Consider the following 16927-nt stretch of genomic DNA (forward strand, 5'->3'; position numbering starts at 1 on the left):
ACATTAGCCCAGGATTAAGATTGAGGGGGCGGCTAGCATGATGGTGTTCTCATCGGACCAGGTTTAAAAATCTTTCGTATATAATCCACGCTCCAAATGATAACTGCTAGAGCCCAAAATGTGGCAGCCGAATGCATCATGCTCTTTCTCCACATGGGGTCGTAAGTGAATCCATAAAAGATTCTTGCTATTAGCGCAAGAATTAAAAGCCCTACCATCCACCATAGCACCTTAGACCTTAGCTCTAGATCAGTGGGGTAAGCTCCATGGGCTAAGGTGACTCTTGTGGCCACGGCAAAAGTGATCATGGTAAAGCAGCCAATAAATAGAATATGCATCCATGTGACAAACAAAAGTGGTTTGAGCCAAAGCAGAAGAAAACACAAGGGAATGCTTAAAGCCACTACGCGGACTCCATACTTCAGAGCAGAAGGGCGTGAAGAAGGACGAAATATCTTCCAAACATCAATAACGTAATACAATGTGAGAAGAAAGAGAGGTAAATACGCCCATGACAGTCCTCTCCCAGCTAAAAATAAAAATACAGCAATAAGAACTCCACAAGTGTGAAAGCCTAAACGTTTGATGTCTGAAGCCGAGCCTTCAAAGATAGAGGGCAGTCCTGAGAGGAAAGAAAAGAATCGAGTTCCAATGCCTAAGACTAAAAGTAGTACGGGCCCCATGTGATACAGATGTAAGCCCATATAGTTTTGTCCCTTGATGTAACAGGCGGCTCCTAGAAGTGTTAAAATCATGGCTAAAATAATATGAGAGAAAAACACGGGAATAGACTTTTGGGATTTAAGCACTCGTCTTCCAGCATAGGTGAGTAAAAATAAGATCAGCAAAATGTGAGTGACATAATAGTATTGAGGTGTTGTCATCCACGAAAAGACAATCAAACTGACAATGAGCAAAAACGCACAGAGATATTCCGCCAAATGCGCTGAGGGCGTGCCTGTCATTCTAGGCACGGCGGTCATTAAAAACCCCACAATAAAACTCCATATAAATCCACCCATAACCAGTTTAGAGTGGATAATGAGTACAGGAGCACTGAGCCATCCTAAGTCCTGTATAAACCATACCGAGATAGCCACAATGGCGCATAAAGTTCCAATGGGAAAAAAGATTTGATAGGGTGCTAAATGGTGTCTCATGATTGATCCTCCTCAAAAAATTGTAGTCGAAAAACACTTAAAAGCATCAATGAAAAACTAAATGACATAGATATGACAGCCCCCAAGGGCGAAAAGACGCCGTATAATGCTAAAGAGATTGTCACCACATTATACGCAAGAGCGGCAAGTCCTGTTTGAATCAAAACTTTCTTGTATTTACGAGCGTACTTTAAAAGAGCTAGAACTTGATTTAAATGTGGACGAGTAAAATAGATATCTACAGGAACCAACCCCGTAATGCGATGACCTAATCTTAAACTCACATCAGCATGAGCCAATGCTATCGTATCGTTGAGGCCGTCACCCAAAAAAGCACTGCGTGGTTTTATTAAAGCACTTTTGTCTTCTGGCGAGAGATTTCCTTTGTATTGAATGCGAGGATCAATGGAGGTATATCTGGCTTGGGCCTCAGGTGCGGAGTCCCCAGAAAGAATCTGTAACTCAAGCTGAGGAAAAAGTGTCAGAAGGTTTTTTAAGAAGTCTTTGGTGGTGGCATTGAAACTTTTTTGCAATAAAATATAACCCACAATCTGATTATTTACTGCCACATAAGTTTCATGAGGCCAAAGAGAAGGGTGCGCATTGACATTCTGGGTACGTAAAAAACTGGGACGACCTAAAAAGATATGATCGCCTTGGGGGGACCTAGCTTTAATACCCTGTCCTGGAATTTCTTTAAGGTCTTCTAGAGGCAGAGGAACAATAGCATCAAGTTCTTTTAGTTCCCTTAAAATGATATGTCTGGATTTAATAGAGAGTTCCTTTAAATATGGGAGAATAAAGTCGTTACTTTCAAAGGCCACAAATTGGGATTCCACATTTTCTAGGGTTCCAGTTTTATCAAAATAAAATCTTTGAATAGAACATAAATCTAAAAGGGCACCAGAACGTGAAAGTAAAATACCTTTGTTAAAAAGCGCAAAGTGAGCCCACCTCTTTGCTAGAGGTAAAATGCTTGCAAAAAGACAGGGGCAAAAGATCAAGATGCCTACAAAAAAAGACTCAATGATCTGTGTCAGAGAGGCACCTCGATAAATATATGAGCCTGCAATCAATAAAGCTCCAGAAAAGGCCAGAAGCACTAAGCGTTGTTCTAATTTCATAAAAAAGCTTTGCAACTCTGTTTTATAACTTTCAGAAAGAAGAGCCTTTTCCGCCCAGGCATCAATCCTTCTTTGGCCTTGAGAAGAGGTGACGCGAATGAGCATCTCAGAGTTTGCAATGGCTCCTGCAAGCACGGTATCACCCATTTTTAAATTTATAGGAACATCTTCACCGCTCAGTAAGTGGTTGTTGATCTGTGCTGTTGAGCTTTCGAGTTGACCGTCTAAGGGCAGTGTTTGGTTCTCTTTAATATGAATCAAATCTCCTGATCGCACTTGATGGGTATTTGCCAGAGTCCATTTTTTTTGTTTGAAAACTAAAACTTGATCCAGTTCGGGTTGAATTTGAAATAGAATTTTAGATGTGGATTTATGAGCTAAAACGTTCTCAAGTTTTTTGGTTAAAAGTAAAACAGCTAAAATCATAGAACTTGAATCTGCATAAGAAGTAGACGCATGATTGACCAGTGAATATAGGGTCACACAAGTGGCGGCAACAGCTCCTATAAAAATAAAAAAGTCTAAAGTAAGCCATCGGCTGTGGATTAGGGCTCTAAGGCCAGATTGGGCATAAGGCCAAGCTCCTAACGCCACGGCAGGCAGTCCTAAGGCTGCTGAGGCTAAACTGAGGCCATAAATTTCGGATTCTGAAAGCCCACCCAGATAACTGGTCAGTCCTAACATAGAAGACCACATGGCCAAAAACCAAACCACACCGACTTGCACCCAAGTGATCTTTTGCGCTGCCTCATTTTTTAAATTCTCATGGAAATGTTGCAGCCAATTTTGTGTTTGCTTTTTAATTCCAAAACCGATGTGTGAGACCTTTTCTTGAATCAGAGTATCTAAGGAGGTGGGGGCATGGAGGTCAGGCCGAGTCTTCACCAATAAAAGTTTTGTGGAATAATTCACTTGAGCAGAGCGGACACCATCCAGACGAGTGACAGATTTACTTATGCTTTTGGCACAAGTTGAACACCACATCCCAGAAATAAAATAGATCAGCTCATTTTCGACTTTAACAGCCACTGCAAAAATTCCTACATTGGGTTGATTGACAGGTCTTATTTAATGTTGCATATAATATACAACAATTCAATAAAAAACTGGGATCTGCAAAATTTATCAAAAGTTCCTATTTTGTATGACCACTTCTGGGCGGTATTTATGGATGTGACGTTAATTTTTCTTATTCTTACCTTTACCATTTCAGTATTAGGAATGCTGGCCTTCGTGGTGTCTCTCATTCAAAAGCAAGTTCTTGTCCCACCCTCGGCAGCACGTTCTATTTTTATAGATCAAAAAGTGGGACGAGTTGAGCTAGACCAAAGAACATCATTAAGTGAGCAGTGGAAATTCCTGGATCAGTCAGCAAAGATCCCCATTTTATTTTTTCTTGTCACCTCGGTGATATGGCTGGTGATAGGGTCTATTTTTGGACTTTTGGTTTCATTTAAATTCCATGCTCCAGATTTTTTAGGTACACAAGCTTTACTGACTTTTGGGAAATTAAGACCTCTGCATCTTAATATCATCACTTATGGTTGGTTAAGTCCTGCGGCTTTAGGTGTAGCTATGTGGCTTGTACCGCGCCTAACAAAGGTGCCTTTGCAAAATATTAAAACGCTTTTTGCTGCAGGTCTGATTTGGAATCTCGGCGTCATTTTGGGGTGCGTAGGTATTCTATATGGAGTGAGTGATGGGTTGGAATGGTTAGAGTTTTGGTGGCCCATAGATATTCTTCTGGCTGTTGCTGGGGCCATGATTGCCATTCCTCTTTTTAGAACAGTTTATTTAAGTACTGAAAAGCATCTGTATGTCACCATGTGGTACACCATTTGTGCGTTGATTTGGTTTCCCGTACTTTTTGTGATCGCTAACTCTCATTTTTTACATTCAGGGGTTGAGCAGGCAATCACCAATTGGTGGTTTGCTCATAACGTACTTGGGCTTTGGGTGACACCACTTGGATTGGGAATTATTTATTATTTACTTCCTAAAATTACGGGACATCCTATTTTTTCTTATCAGCTTTCGTTATTTGGCTTTTGGGGTTTGGCTCTTTTTTATTCTCAAGTGGGAATGCACCATCTTTTGGGTGGTCCCATCCCAACATGGGTGGCCAATCTGTCAGTAGTCATGAGTGTGGGTATGGCCATACCTGTTGTGACTGTAGCCATCAATCACCATGTGTCTACATATAGACACTTTCATGTTTTAAAGGACTCTGTGGTTTTAAGGTTTATTGTGTTCGGAGCCATGTCTTATACTGTGAGTTCCTTGCAGGGATCGCTTCATTCTTTAAGAACATTTAATTACATCACTCACTTCACGCATTGGACAGTGTCTCATGCACATCTTGGTCTGTATGGTTTTACCACCATGGTGCTTTTTGGTGGTATTTACTTTGCGCTCCCTCGTCTTGTGGGACGTGATTTTAAAAATCCACAGTTGCTCAATTGGCATTTTTGGATTGCTGCGATAGGTATTTTAGTTTACGCCATTGCATTGGGGATTGGTGGCTGGCTTCAAGGTGTGGAATTAAGAAATGTGCATGGAACTTTTGAACACTCTGTGCGTTTAACTATGCCGTATCTGGTTTTACGAAGCGGGGGTGGAACGCTCATGCTCATCTCGCATATCTTAATGCTTTATAACGTCTTAAGTCTTCTATTTTCTAAAGACAAAAAGGAGCCTTTATCATGAATAAAGCCTATATTTTTGTGTTTGGCGGTACGAGTACCATCACTCTTTCTATTTTTTTATTTGTACTACTTCCTCGTTTGCAATTGATCCCCATTGATCGAGAGGCAATCAGTGCTCAGGCTCCTTATAGTGCTGATGAACTTATGGGACGACAAGTTTATGTGGCACAAGGATGTGTGTACTGTCATACTCAGCAAGTCAGAGACCCTATAGCAGGAGCAGATAAACACTTTGGCTGGGGACGTGCGAGCATAGCATCAGATTATATTTATGATAAACCGCATCTGTTAGGAACAATGCGAACGGGGCCAGACCTGTCTAATATAGGTTCTCGACAACCCAGTTATGATTGGCAGCATCTGCATTTGTACAATCCACGCATTTTAGTCCAGTGGAGCATTATGCCAGGCTTTCCTTTTCTTTATAAAGTGTTGAAGTCCCCCAATCGTCCACAAATGAAGGCCATCGCGGTTCCTGGTGAAGAGGGGACGTGGATTCTTCCTACACCTGAGGCGGAAAATTTAGTGGAGTATTTAATGAGTCTAAAAAGAGATCGCGACCCTTTTAAGGCCAGTGAGGAATAAAAAGTGATGTTTAAGCAAGATCGTTTAGAAAATGAGAAGAAAGACCCTCTTGAGGCTTCTTCATTGAAATTCATCAATATCCCTATAATGTTGATTTCACTACTTGTCGGGTTTGGAATCACTTACATTGCTTTAAAGACTCCCAATACATCTATGTTAGAAGGTGACAGCCGTACCGTTTCACCTTTAGCCAAGGAAGTGCCTATGAGCACACAAGAGAATGATGGAAACACAGAGGGTGTGGCTCCTCCACTGAGTCGAGAGTTAGATCTTGCGGAGTTGATGAAACGAGGCCAGCAAATTTACACCACCACCTGTCAGGCATGTCATCAAGCCAGCGGTGAAGGACTACCTGGAGTTTTTCCCCCTTTAAATGGAGCGGAGTGGGTCGGAGGTTCGGGTAAATGGGCTGTGGCCATTGCGCTAAATGGTGTCCAAGGGGAGATCACTGTCAAAGGACAAAAGTTTCAAAGTATGATGCCAGGGTTTAGAAATCAATTCAGTGCGGAGGACATTGCCTCTGTGGTGACTTACATAAGAAGGTCCTTTGGCAATGACTTTGAACCTGTCACTGTAGAATTTGTGGAGTCATTTAAAAAAGACTTAAAAAAAGACATCTGGAACGGAGAAGCTGAGTTAAAAGCCCAAAATTGGGAGTAAGATCATTTTTTCTGTGGTGCAAAACCAAAGATAAAAAAGCAAGGTTTATAAAAAATCAATAAGGTGTACACTTAGTTCTATGGACCCTTTGTTAAAAAAAATTAAAAAGTGCACTTTGTGCAAAGCCCATTTACCCTTTGCTCCTCGTCCGATCTTAAACTTTTCTAAAACTTCTAAGATCATGATTATTGGACAAGCTCCTGGAATTAGGGCTCATGACACACAAACCCCTTGGAATGATCCTAGCGGCGACCGATTAAGATTATGGTTAGGAATAGACAAAGATCAATTTTATGATGCCAGCCTTGTGGCCATCGTGCCCATGGGGTTTTGTTATCCTGGTAAAGCCAAAACGGGGGATAAGCCCCCAAGACCAGAATGCGCCCCCAAATGGATGCCAGAGGTCCTAGAGCATTTAACAGAAGTAAAATATAAGTTTTTAATAGGACAGTACGCAGTCAAATATTTTTTAGGTGATAAAAAACCATTTAAGCTGACCGACATCATTAAAGAATGGTCTCAAGGTAAGGACGGTCTGTTTATTTTACCTCATCCTTCGCCAAGAAATAATATTTGGCTCAAACAAAATCCTTGGTTTGAAAAAAAAGTTTTACCTGTGATTAAAAAAAATGTCACAAATCTTTTTGCAAAGGGCCGCAGTCGCTCGACTTTATGACTTTAATCTATGGGCTGCTCACAAAATGTGATGAAGGAAGGGCGGGCCAGATTTCAATTTTGCTCCACGCGGTTCCATAGGATTCAAGAGCTTCAACACTTAAAATCACTTTGGCAAGATCGGGATTGTACTTCGCCCAAAATCCATAACCACTTGTTAAAATACTTCGAGACATAGACCAGTCATAAGGGGCATATCCAAAGCCCAAGCGTCCCTTCGTTAAAGATCCATCGCAGCAGGTGGTCTTCGAGGTTAAGAGTCCAGAAGGTGTTGATCAAAGCCTCTACTTTGGGGTCTTTAAGTTGTTTGGTATGAGCAAAGTACCATATTAGCTTTACAATGGGATATAAAAACTGTGCGCTAACTAAAGTGGATTCTATCCCGACAGAAAACTCACTCCCAGCTTGCGGAGCATCCAGCCACATTCGATAGGGACGATCTAAGGTTTTTTCTGCTTGGTAAGCGGTGGTGAATCCTGATTCATTAAAGTCTATGGGGTAGTAAAACAAGTATTTATTTGTTGTGGTCAAGTGCTGTTCTGATAAGCTATAAATATTTACTAAGTCCATGAGCCATTTTTGATTTTGAGTTTCTAAGGCATAAATCAAAAAAGGACCAGTCGAAAGTTGAACATTATACAGAGGATATAAAGATTGAGGGTTGATGTTTTGCATATAGTTGGCAAAACTCTCTTGTTTCTGTTGCCACTCTTGATCTATAGAGTTTTGTTTTAATCCAGAAGACGATAGCTCCACCGTGAAAGGGTTGCCGCAATTTTGAAACAGTAACATTGTGGCTAAAGAGGCTATGATGATCACAAAAGTAGATCGGGTTCTCATTATTCAATTCTATTCATTTTACAATCTATAGCAATATCGGGTCTCGTTCTTAAGCCCTACTCAAAGGTGTGTGTGTCAGGTTTATACATAACCAAGAGAGCTTTATGGGAAATAAAGTCTTAGCACAGTAACAGGGGGAGCGTTGAACTTGGTATTGTATAGAACAACGTAACGTCGTCGTGTGGGGGGGGGGGATTGAGGGGTCTGGATTTGCTAGAGGCTGATCAGAGCCATTTTACCCAGTGCCGAGCCCATTTTTTTGTCATTTTCGCTTAAAAACTCATCGTTTTAAAGGCTTGTCGTTGACTTCAAAACCGAACAACTTTAACACTATAACTTCCAAATGGCGGGGTAGCTCAGCTGGTTAGAGCAGCGGAATCATAATCCGCGTGTCGGGGGTTCAAGTCCCTCCCTCGCTACCATTCTTCGGCAATCGCAAAAAGTGAAATTAAATATTAACTAACCAAACTAAATAGTTGAAATTACTAAAGGGGCTTGGGTCCCTTGGATGGAATATTTCAAAATCTTTCGGTGGATTTCGTGAGTTTGCTTCTTTTTTGCTTCTCGGATGCTTCTTGTGAGTATAGGAAAAACAAACGCCCTTTTTAAGTCCAGGTCAAAACATAAGCGTTAATTATCAGAAGGTTTTCCTAGGTCCTTTGGCTAGTTTTTCGGCTTTTTTGCCAGAAGAGGGCTGTTAAAAAGTAAGATATTTTTTAATTTTTTTCATTTAAGTATTTACGGTTGTACGGTAGGCACTAAACACGCAGACTCAAAATATCTAGGATCCCCAACGGTATAACCAGCGTTATTTAAGTGGCGGGCCATATCGATGGAGTCATTAAAAGCGGTGTTACCAAAGTCCTCGGGACATTCGGCTAAATCAGTACTATCATTGTTAATTTGTAATTCTATGCGGCCTTGCCCACCGCCATAATCGCCAACGGTGCCCAGTATGGTGCCGGGTACGACCGTGTCACCCACATTCACGGCCACATTATCTACATGGTCATAAATTAATAAATACACCGAATTTTTTTTAGGTCTTACAAAAATTTCATAATCATTTTGCCCAGGACCGCCGCCATTAAATTCCACACGCGTGACGACTCCATTTGATGCTGAAAAAACTTGGGCAGTGGTACCTGAAACTATAATTTCATAGGCCGGGCTAAGTTGAGTTGACATAAGCTCATACCCAAAAGCTAAAAATTCTTCAGTTAGGTCTGTGTCAACAAAGGGGGCCAAAAGTTCAGGAGGAGAGTGATCTTTAGTGGTTTTGTCTTTTTTGTTATTACAACCGGCTACGGCTAAACATAAAAAAAGACTTTTTATTAAAGAAACTTTTAAATTCATTTGATCCCCCCAAATGACAAAAAAATTAATGTTTACTGCCAGCGCCGCCAGCGTCCTGCATTTTTTTTAGTACAATTGCAATAGTGTTCGGATCTAGCCCCGCTTTTTTCATAAGGACTTTGGCTTTAGAAAAATCATCCGAGTCGATTGCATCAAAAAACTCATCTAACATGTCAACTTCAGCCATCTTTTCTAAAACCAAGGTTCCCTCAAAGTGCTGATCAATCATGTTAAATGTATCCAATTCTTAAAAATAATTTAAAAAAGGGCAGAGGTAGAGACTGCCCTTTTAAAAGTATATTAGAACTTATACTTTAAACCAACATTAAAGTTGGTGTAGTTTTCGCCTGAAACTAAATCAAGCGGACTTGGATCATAACTTAATCCTGAATTATCTAGATTTAGGTTATAATCAAGAACTCCAGTGACGTAGAGGTTAGGAATAATTTTAACTTCAGCACCAAGACCAATTAAGGCCAAAATACTAGTTGATGAATCCGTGTCGCCCCAATACGAGTCCCTTACAGATCTATAGGAGTAATTTAAACCGCCACGAAGAAGTAAACGCACAGGTCCTGCCGGTAAAACTTTATAATTTAAAATAACAGCTAAATCATTTTGGTCAAATTTTGCATCGTAGCCATAACCACCGTAGTAACCATAATTATAAGTGTCTTCAAACTCAGTAAAAATATATTGAAGTTCAATGTTTAATCTAGGGTTTAAATCATAACCAAATGCAAAACCAAAAGAAAAAGTCGAATTAATATCAGAAATTGTAGTGTACGTGCCGAGTATAGGAAAAACAAACGCCCTTTTTAAGTCCAGGTCAAAACATAAGCGTTAATTATCAGAAGGTTTTGCTAGGTCCTTTGGCTGGTTTTTAAACTTTTTGCCAGAATATGGCTGTTAAGATCGCTTTTAAAACGCTATAACCTATAAAGCCGAAACAGTAGACTCTCTTAAATAAGTTTCTCTAAACCAAGTTTGAATTTCCACGGCTTGCAATTCTAGGTAATCACCGCCGTCTGCTAAAGAAGCATTGCTATACATCACTTGAACATAATGAACCAGCTCGTGAACCAATGAATCTTCAATATAGCGGTTGGTTTTTTTATAATAGGTGGGATCATCTAAAAGATAGATTTCATTAAGGGTCACAATATAGGCATTGAGTACAAAATCAGGTCGCATGCCCCACTGGGGCTCAACAGCATCTTGAAATTGTCGAAGTGGAATTTGGCTTTCAAAAAAAACATCAGGTAAAGGCTTTTGAGGATCAAATTGCTTTCCCATTTTATCCAGTACAACTTCTAGCACAAAAATTAAGTCATACCTTAATGTTTTGGCCTGGGCCATTGAAGTGCTAAATAAAAACACACTCCCTAATAAAGCCATCATAGAAAATCTAACTAAATATTTACCCACGGTCCGCCTCCCTTACCAATGAGAAAACAAAACTTATTAACCATAGCCAAATTGGTCAATTTAGGTTTTTTTATGGAATGTATAAGGCAGTGGCTTCTTTACCGCTGGAACGCCTTGAGCCCGTTCCAGCGCCTTAAAATCGAGAATTAAGGAAAGGCGAGGAAAAATTGATTGAAAAAATTGCCTTAATTTAAAAGCCCAAGGCAGTAGTTAACAAAGGTTTCATCTATACTTCGACACCTTCAACCACAAGAACTCTAGCCCGTCGCGAGCTTAAAAAAAAACTGGCGGGCGCAATGTGAGATGGGTTTAGAACGTGGCTTGCTTAAAAAGTATATCCTTAACCCTTGTGTTTTTTAATGCGGTGTCATTTTGAGATATTAATTCCGCCACTTTTGAAACGGCGGAATTATGGCGGAATAATGGCGTTACTATGATATTTGTAATTTAAATTTATATGAATTTTCTAAAAAGCTTGGAAATTGTGAATCAGTAGGTGATACGGCTTATATCCTTTTATTTAAAAATGGTAAATTAGTTGTAAGGATACCTGCGGATTCTATGGTTCATCGAAAGGGACAAGAAGACTCCACTTCAGAAAAAAAAAGGCGCCGTCATCTTGTTTGAAACAGATGGGCATGGTCGTATGTTCAAAGACGCCATAGACAACAAAGACTAATTCTTAAAGCAAATAAGCCAGTTCTTTTTTTAAATCCATTATTTTATTCCACGTCGATTGCGAGTTCGGCTTGGCGCAATTTTGCGAACGCAAAATTGTGACAAACGTATGTCTGAGCAATCGATGTGGAATAAAATAATGGATTTAAAAAAAGAACTGGCGGGCCCAATGGGACGAGTTTAGAACTGATTTGTGTAGTTAGATTGGTATAATGTCTTTTGGCAAACAGGCTTCATCGATCTTATCCAATAGAAGCATATCTGACTTAAAATTCTCAAACGTTCTCCATCCTAGGATATTTATTACTGCAAAGCCTAGATTTTGTGATTTAAACATTCCGAATTGTGCAAGCCCATGCTCTCGGCATAGATTTTTAAAGCAATTTACGGCTTCAGGTCTTAATTTGCCTTCCTCCCAGTGTAGAGACTGATTTCTGCCATGCCATATAATTGATTTAAGGGTTTGTGATCCAATTTGTCTGCCATCAGGACAGTTTTGTGAATCTCCATGAGTAATACTGATTCCCTGCTTGGCGATTTGAAGAAGATTTCCTGCTAAAACATTTACAGCAAACATTCGAGCTCTAATGCGGCGTTTTAATAAATCTAATTTATCATTTCTATCAAAAAGTATTTTTAACTCTTCTGAGTTGTTCCACCAGGAGTATAAGATGAATGGATTGTTCTTTTGATGAGCAACTGCTTGCTTTTTTTCATATTCTGATGTGGTCTTTTGAAAAAGCTCGCCAAGTTCTTTATTCATTTTTTTGTATTCTGAATGTTCATGCCATATGGCATGCAGAATCTTGGTAGCTGCAAATTCAACTTCATTTAAATAAAATTCTATTGTCACAAAAAAATCTCACTGCTCAATTAATCTTTACTTTTGAGTAAATAGTCATAAGGCCATTCATTGGGTTCGTATTGATTCATTGTTTCAACAAAATCAAGTAAAGTTCCATGGGATCGAGTTTTATCTTCTGTTTCAATAAACTCTTCATAGGCTTGCAGTATAAGATTTATTTTATCGGGAAATAGCTCTCTCATTCTTGCCCCTGCGCGTTGAAGTGCGCCAGGTGAGTCGACTTGTTTTAATAAATTTTTGCATCTTAATTTTATTTCTTTGTTATTTTCGTTAGTCATTCGATCATTATCATTTTTTACGAGCTTTAAGTAAAAGTAAGTTGTTACTAACACAAGAAGTACTTGAGTTATAAATAATAAATATTGAGAAACTAAGTAGTTCTTTTCAAAACATGTCATTGGGGGCCTTTGAGTTTTTTACGTTAATTCTAAAACTATTATATTGGTCTCATTGTGTCAAATTGAGAAAAATATTCGCCTATCGGTGAAAAAACTTGTGTTTTATATATATCCGAAGTTTAATGGTCCTGTGTTTAGGGATTTGCTGAGGATACCCTTCAGTTTTTTCCAGATGTTTTAAATAACATTGTGAATTATTTGTTTAAAACAAGTAATTTCTTGTTGGGCCACCATCGTTTCTAGTGACACTAGAGACAACAGTAGACCCGATGAGGGCGAAGCGTAGGAGTACGCTTCGCGAATGATGGAAGTGAGTTAGGTTTTTAGTAAACACCTATGTTGTGGAGGGAGAACTGCAATTATGCAGTTCTATAACATAGGAGCCAGTAATGGATGAAAAATCTAACTTAAACACTATTAAAAATGTCAGACGTAAACCGCCATCAAGGCCGTCTTTAAAGAGATTAATATTCAAGCTTATAATAAAGCTTATTTTTCTTTTCGTAGATTGGTTTTTGGTTGGTGAGGATGACTAAGCTCACTCCATCACATTTTTTAGGAAGGTCAATGTTAAGTGATGCATTAAAGTATTTAAGAAAATTTAACGGTGTTTCATTAACACAGCTTTCAAATGAATTGAAAATATCTGTAAGCTACTTGTCTGAAATCGAGAATGGTAAAAAAAAACCTAACTTGGATATTATAGAAAAATATGCTGAGCGTTTTAAAGTCCGTAAGTCAGCAATCTTGTTTTTCGCAGAAGAGATAAATGAACAAACATATGGGAATCAATTTTTTAAGAAAAATATTATTAAATTTATGAAAATTATGGATGCTTTCAATGATACAGATGACGAAACCTTGTAAGCTTTATAGGTTGAAAAATAAAAGACTTTTGGTGAACGTTATTTTAGCCAAAGCAAATATTTCGTTTGCAGAGTTATCTCATATTGTAAAAAACCCTAATTCTTATTATAAGGAAAGCCTAAAAGTAACTAAAAAAAAAGATAAAGCAGGTAATTTTAAAACAAGAAAGACTGAAGTGCCATGTCCGAAGTTAAAATTAATTCATAAAATTTTAAAAAATGAACTTAATAATATCAAAATGCCTGATTATGTAATGGCAACAAAGGGACGAGGGCACGTGCTAAATGCTCAACAACATATAGGTTCAAAGTTTTTGTTGAATATGGATATAGCAAATTTTTATCCATCGTCTAGATCTGATTATGTATTTAGATTTTTTTGTGATCAATTAGAAATGCCAGCAGATATTGCTAAATTTGTGACGGGACTGGTTGTTTATAATCAGCACATCCCAACTGGGAGTCCAATAAGTACAGTTTTAACATATTTGATGCATAAAGATCTATTTGATGAGATTTTTAATTTATCTTATAAAAATAATATCAAATTTTCTTTATACATCGACGACATGTCATTTTCATCTAACTTACCAATTCCGCTCTGGTTTAGAGCCAATGTAAACAAAATAATAAAAAAACATAATTTAAAAATCAAAAAATCTAAGACTAAGGCTTTTGGGAGCAACAGAGTTAAATCTGTAACTGGTGTTGAAATTGCCTTAGATAATACATTAAAGGCTCCTTATAAGTTGACTGCTAAGTTGTTTGGCGAGGAATTTATAAAAATTAAAAAAAATGGAGTTCAAGTATTAAGTGATAAGGAGTTAATGGTTTTAATGGGATATTTGTGCTCTGTTAGGTCTATAGAACATGATGCATATCCAACGTTATATAATACTTTAATAAGTGAACAACGTAGAAGGCAAAAGAAAGTAAGTTAACAGACGTTGTGTGGCTATTTTTTAAATAATTTACTATGTTGAATAAGGCTAGTCTGTTAATTCATAGTTAAAAACTAATAAATACTTTGTAAGTTTAAGAATGGTATTTGCATTATCTTCTGTATAAATTTTTATAGTATGATTTGCTTCATTCCCCATTATTCTGATTTTCTCTACTGAGGGTCTTCCTTTAGGTGGTATTAAGCCACTTTCATTTAAAAAGTCTATATATTGTGTAAAGGCGAGCCCTTCTTTTGCACCATTTTCAACGCTTAAATTCATTAAAATTTTTCTACATAACATGACAACAGAAGTAAATGATGAAACAGAAAAAGAAGCTAAAGCTTCTTTGTACAAATTTGCTACTAATTCAGGAACGTTATCGGGGAGAGTGTATTCGCTGAAAAGTGGAAATTGAGACCCGTAGCTAAACAAAGTTGGAGCGCGGCAGTTCGGACAAATCTGGATAATATTACTGCTATTAGCATCTCCAAAGCTTTTATTTGAGTGTATTTGTTTAGTGCAAAATGGACACAAATAATTACGTGCGTAATCAATTCGTTTCCATTCATAAACATTATATGTATTAATACCAAAATTTTGAGGATCTTTTTTCACCTGCGCTCCAGGTTTAATTCTAGCCATTACTTAAAGTTTCCTTTGAGTAAAAATAAAAGGTTATTTAATTCCTTGGTATAATTAACTACATGCATCTAATTAATAGCGATAATTTGTAGTTTTTATTCGTAATCAACAAGTTTTTTTATTGACACATCAAGTACCTCAGCAATTCTAGCTAAGGTATAAATTTCTGGACTAGTTAGTCCATTCTCAATTTTACTCATGGTACCCCGAGAAAATCCTCCTTCTAAATATATACGATCTTGGCTATTGACCTGCCCCCGAAGTATGAACCAAATACTAAGAGACTATCTGTATAGCAAGATTTGACCTTCCCCCGATAGATCGATCCTTTTTCCTCGTGGCATCTTCTTTCTCCCATTTTTTCAGCCCTAGTTTATCATACTTTTTGGCTCAACTTTTGGGGAGCAGGTCAGTTTTTTATAGAGGACTTTTTAAGGGTTTTGATGACCACTTGATAAGTTACGAATAAGATCTAAGGTTTTTTGGCGTTTAACGTCCCAGTCAGGGTGATAGGGAATGAATATATAATTAGGGTGGGGGCTCCATATGGATTTAAGTTTTTGCTCCATTGCGAGGCTTGTTTGAATGTCCTCTGTGCGTACAGGACTATTTTGATAGTCCTCTTGGTGGGCCACCCCTAGCTGAATGACAAGATCATAGCGTTTATAAACGTGTTGGGGATGGATTTGCATGATGTCCATAAAGCTTGAAGCCTCTTCGGGCCAATAACATAGGCCATCCAAAAGCCCGCGATCAAAAAATAAATATTTGGCATCATGACAGGTGTCTAAGGCGATATTTTCAAGAGCCTTTTGCAAATGAAATATAGCATATTGGCGGTTCTTTAAACCTTCAGGCCAATCTTGTCTGGGGAATCCCCCTCTAAAGAGCATCTCGGCAGCCTCCTGGCATACATGGGCCTCGACGGATAAGAAATTTTTTAACTCTTTAGTGAGGCTAGTTTTACCAGAGGAGGGCCCTCCTGTGAGTACAATTTTTAAAGTCATAGCTTTATGTATTGAATTCTGTGTCGTTAGGCAAATAAAAAAGGCCTTATAAAAGGCCATTAGGTTTGAGTTTAAGATTTTTTATTGAAAGCTCGCTTTCATTCCGCAACGCAAGGATGGTGGACCTGTAGGTCCCCCATAGTCCCAAGTCCTCATTGCCGCAAGCATTCAGATAGCGGAGTGGAGGGATGATGGGGAGGGAAGATTAGGCCACGCTAAACGATGGGCCGTAATCTAGCCCTTTGATTCTTAAGCCAAAGACTTCGCGTACGGCATGCTCTGAGGTTCCTTGTAAGATGCACATGCGAATCAGGTTGTGAATGATTTCGCGCTGTTCAGTGCTTAAGTTTTCAAAGTTGATGCCAAAGTAATCAAACTTATTGTCAGACTTATCTAATTTACGAACAATGATTCCGTTTAAGTTAATGGCAGGAATCTTCTGTTCGTCATTCTTATAAACGTGCATGCGCAGTTTAGAGTTTTGTTTCAAGCCAGATTTTAGAGTTTTAATCATAAGTCCTGTTGTGCTCATATCCATAGATTGGGCTTTAAACATACGACCATCACAGATCAAAGCAATCTCGGCACTTAAAGGCACACGGATAGACTTTCTGAGTGGAATATCGCTATCAAGGTTGATGTTGTTTTCGTCCAAAAACTTTCTTACAGCTAAAGGCTGAAACAGATCATCCGTACTGATCAGCACCCACTCTCCATGTCCTAAATAAGTGACTTCTTCTGTATCCAGAAGGTCTTTATTTGCTAACATAATACAGAGTTCGGCGTAAGAATAAGGGCCAGTCTCTTTGTCTTGAACCTTGGTGTACCATTTTTTTACGAACGGGTCTTTAAGTTCTTTTTCGTCAATTTTAAACATTATGCTCTCCTTACATGGGTGCGCTATGAGTGTTTATCGGAATAGGGTCTAGAAATATTTAAGAAAAATCATAAACCAAAAGAAGTGTTTCAAAATAAGGCGGGCCTTTGGGCAGGG

At 38.5% G+C, this 16927-nt stretch carries 19 protein-coding genes and 1 tRNA gene; 7 read left to right on the forward strand and 13 right to left on the reverse strand.

Going from position 1 to position 16927, the window contains the following annotated elements; all coding sequences use genetic code 11:
- Nucleotides 1-32: 32 nt before the first annotated feature.
- Entirely contained in the window at nt 33-1160 is a 1128-nt protein-coding gene (locus M9899_03745; protein MCO5113270.1) for an NnrS family protein, read from the reverse strand.
- Nucleotides 1157-3313: a cation transporter gene (locus M9899_03750; GenBank protein ID MCO5113271.1), complete on the reverse strand. Its 2157-nt coding sequence runs from the start codon at nt 3311-3313 to the stop codon at nt 1157-1159. Before M9899_03750 ends, M9899_03745 begins: the two co-directional genes overlap by 4 nt.
- Before the next feature lie 138 nt (nt 3314-3451).
- On the opposite strand from M9899_03750, the gene M9899_03755 reads away from it, so the two are divergent.
- The 4 genes from M9899_03755 (at nt 3452) to M9899_03770 (ending at nt 6910) form a co-directional block, all read left to right on the forward strand.
- Nucleotides 3452-4990, forward strand: a complete 1539-nt coding sequence (locus M9899_03755; protein ID MCO5113272.1) for a cbb3-type cytochrome c oxidase subunit I — start codon at nt 3452-3454, stop codon at nt 4988-4990.
- Nucleotides 4987-5574 carry a cbb3-type cytochrome c oxidase subunit II gene (locus tag M9899_03760; GenBank protein ID MCO5113273.1) on the forward strand — a complete coding sequence of 196 codons (588 nt, stop codon included), beginning with the start codon at nt 4987-4989 and terminating at the stop codon, nt 5572-5574. The genes M9899_03755 and M9899_03760 overlap by 4 nt, the downstream gene beginning before the upstream one ends.
- Before the next feature lie 6 nt (nt 5575-5580).
- A complete protein-coding gene (locus M9899_03765) occupies nt 5581-6234 on the forward strand; it encodes a cytochrome c (GenBank protein MCO5113274.1) in 654 nt (217 codons plus the stop codon).
- Between the two features lie 79 nt (nt 6235-6313).
- The gene (locus M9899_03770) at nt 6314-6910 is read left to right on the forward strand and encodes a uracil-DNA glycosylase family protein (protein ID MCO5113275.1); all 597 of its coding nucleotides are present in this window, start codon (nt 6314-6316) and stop codon (nt 6908-6910) included.
- Nucleotides 6911-6917: 7 nt separating this feature from the next.
- On the opposite strand, the gene M9899_03775 is transcribed toward M9899_03770, so the two are convergent.
- Together M9899_03775 and M9899_03780 are read right to left on the reverse strand one after the other, a co-directional pair.
- A complete protein-coding gene (locus M9899_03775) occupies nt 6918-7085 on the reverse strand; it encodes a hypothetical protein (GenBank protein MCO5113276.1) in 168 nt (55 codons plus the stop codon).
- Nucleotides 7086-7092: 7 nt separating this feature from the next.
- Nucleotides 7093-7749, reverse strand: a complete 657-nt coding sequence (locus M9899_03780) for a hypothetical protein (protein MCO5113277.1) — start codon at nt 7747-7749, stop codon at nt 7093-7095.
- Between the two features lie 345 nt (nt 7750-8094).
- On the opposite strand from M9899_03780, the gene M9899_03785 reads away from it, so the two are divergent.
- Nucleotides 8095-8171: transfer RNA gene (locus M9899_03785), tRNA-Met, on the forward strand.
- Nucleotides 8172-8487: 316 nt separating this feature from the next.
- Here M9899_03785 and M9899_03790 read toward each other — a convergent pair.
- The 6 genes from M9899_03790 to M9899_03815 form a co-directional block, all read right to left on the reverse strand.
- The gene (locus M9899_03790; GenBank protein MCO5113278.1) at nt 8488-9105 is read right to left on the reverse strand and encodes a M23 family metallopeptidase; all 618 of its coding nucleotides are present in this window, start codon (nt 9103-9105) and stop codon (nt 8488-8490) included.
- 25 nt (nt 9106-9130) lie between these two features.
- Nucleotides 9131-9334 carry a hypothetical protein gene (locus M9899_03795; GenBank protein ID MCO5113279.1) on the reverse strand — a complete coding sequence of 68 codons (204 nt, stop codon included), beginning with the start codon at nt 9332-9334 and terminating at the stop codon, nt 9131-9133.
- A gap of 71 nt (nt 9335-9405) precedes the next feature.
- The gene (locus M9899_03800; GenBank protein MCO5113280.1) at nt 9406-9873 is read right to left on the reverse strand and encodes a porin family protein; all 468 of its coding nucleotides are present in this window, start codon (nt 9871-9873) and stop codon (nt 9406-9408) included.
- 168 nt (nt 9874-10041) lie between these two features.
- The gene (locus M9899_03805) at nt 10042-10533 is read right to left on the reverse strand and encodes a hypothetical protein (protein MCO5113281.1); all 492 of its coding nucleotides are present in this window, start codon (nt 10531-10533) and stop codon (nt 10042-10044) included.
- 877 nt (nt 10534-11410) lie between these two features.
- Nucleotides 11411-12064 (reverse strand): hypothetical protein, encoded by a 654-nt coding sequence (locus M9899_03810; protein MCO5113282.1) that lies wholly within the window; start codon nt 12062-12064, stop codon nt 11411-11413.
- A gap of 20 nt (nt 12065-12084) precedes the next feature.
- Nucleotides 12085-12474: a hypothetical protein gene (locus tag M9899_03815; GenBank protein ID MCO5113283.1), complete on the reverse strand. Its 390-nt coding sequence runs from the start codon at nt 12472-12474 to the stop codon at nt 12085-12087.
- Between the two features lie 567 nt (nt 12475-13041).
- Here M9899_03815 and M9899_03820 point away from each other — a divergent pair.
- Together M9899_03820 and M9899_03825 are read left to right on the forward strand one after the other, a co-directional pair.
- Nucleotides 13042-13341, forward strand: coding sequence for a helix-turn-helix domain-containing protein (locus M9899_03820; GenBank protein MCO5113284.1), 300 nt, complete (start codon nt 13042-13044; stop codon nt 13339-13341).
- Nucleotides 13342-13372: 31 nt separating this feature from the next.
- The gene (locus tag M9899_03825; GenBank protein MCO5113285.1) at nt 13373-14281 is read left to right on the forward strand and encodes a reverse transcriptase family protein; all 909 of its coding nucleotides are present in this window, start codon (nt 13373-13375) and stop codon (nt 14279-14281) included.
- A 48-nt stretch (nt 14282-14329) separates the two neighbouring features.
- On the opposite strand, the gene M9899_03830 is transcribed toward M9899_03825, so the two are convergent.
- The 3 genes from M9899_03830 to M9899_03840 form a co-directional block, all read right to left on the reverse strand.
- Nucleotides 14330-14926, reverse strand: a complete 597-nt coding sequence (locus M9899_03830; protein MCO5113286.1) for a DUF4145 domain-containing protein — start codon at nt 14924-14926, stop codon at nt 14330-14332.
- Between the two features lie 431 nt (nt 14927-15357).
- Nucleotides 15358-15933, reverse strand: coding sequence for an ATP-binding protein (locus tag M9899_03835; protein ID MCO5113287.1), 576 nt, complete (start codon nt 15931-15933; stop codon nt 15358-15360).
- A gap of 205 nt (nt 15934-16138) precedes the next feature.
- Nucleotides 16139-16810 carry a PilZ domain-containing protein gene (locus tag M9899_03840; GenBank protein MCO5113288.1) on the reverse strand — a complete coding sequence of 224 codons (672 nt, stop codon included), beginning with the start codon at nt 16808-16810 and terminating at the stop codon, nt 16139-16141.
- Nucleotides 16811-16927 lie beyond the last annotated feature (117 nt).

The sequence above is a fragment of the Pseudobdellovibrionaceae bacterium genome (genome assembly GCA_023954155.1).
GTDB lineage: Bacteria > Bdellovibrionota > Bdellovibrionia > Bdellovibrionales > UBA1609 > JAMLIO01.

Bases quoted from the DNA above. Each gene is read 5' to 3' on its own strand.
- M9899_03745 (MCO5113270.1), bottom strand. From the start codon at position 1,160: ATGAGACACCATTTAGCACCCTATCAAATCTTTTTTCCCATTGGAACT.
- M9899_03755 (MCO5113272.1), top strand. From the start codon at position 3,452: ATGGATGTGACGTTAATTTTTCTTATTCTTACCTTTACCATTTCAGTA.
- M9899_03760 (MCO5113273.1), top strand. From the start codon at position 4,987: ATGAATAAAGCCTATATTTTTGTGTTTGGCGGTACGAGTACCATCACT.
- M9899_03765 (MCO5113274.1), top strand. From the start codon at position 5,581: ATGTTTAAGCAAGATCGTTTAGAAAATGAGAAGAAAGACCCTCTTGAG.
- M9899_03770 (MCO5113275.1), top strand. From the start codon at position 6,314: ATGGACCCTTTGTTAAAAAAAATTAAAAAGTGCACTTTGTGCAAAGCC.
- M9899_03775 (MCO5113276.1), bottom strand. From the start codon at position 7,085: ATGTCTCGAAGTATTTTAACAAGTGGTTATGGATTTTGGGCGAAGTAC.
- M9899_03780 (MCO5113277.1), bottom strand. From the start codon at position 7,749: ATGAGAACCCGATCTACTTTTGTGATCATCATAGCCTCTTTAGCCACA.
- M9899_03790 (MCO5113278.1), bottom strand. From the start codon at position 9,105: ATGAATTTAAAAGTTTCTTTAATAAAAAGTCTTTTTTTATGTTTAGCC.
- M9899_03795 (MCO5113279.1), bottom strand. From the start codon at position 9,334: ATGATTGATCAGCACTTTGAGGGAACCTTGGTTTTAGAAAAGATGGCT.
- M9899_03815 (MCO5113283.1), bottom strand. From the start codon at position 12,474: ATGACATGTTTTGAAAAGAACTACTTAGTTTCTCAATATTTATTATTT.
- M9899_03820 (MCO5113284.1), top strand. From the start codon at position 13,042: ATGTTAAGTGATGCATTAAAGTATTTAAGAAAATTTAACGGTGTTTCA.
- M9899_03830 (MCO5113286.1), bottom strand. From the start codon at position 14,926: ATGGCTAGAATTAAACCTGGAGCGCAGGTGAAAAAAGATCCTCAAAAT.
- M9899_03835 (MCO5113287.1), bottom strand. From the start codon at position 15,933: ATGACTTTAAAAATTGTACTCACAGGAGGGCCCTCCTCTGGTAAAACT.
- M9899_03840 (MCO5113288.1), bottom strand. From the start codon at position 16,810: ATGTTTAAAATTGACGAAAAAGAACTTAAAGACCCGTTCGTAAAAAAA.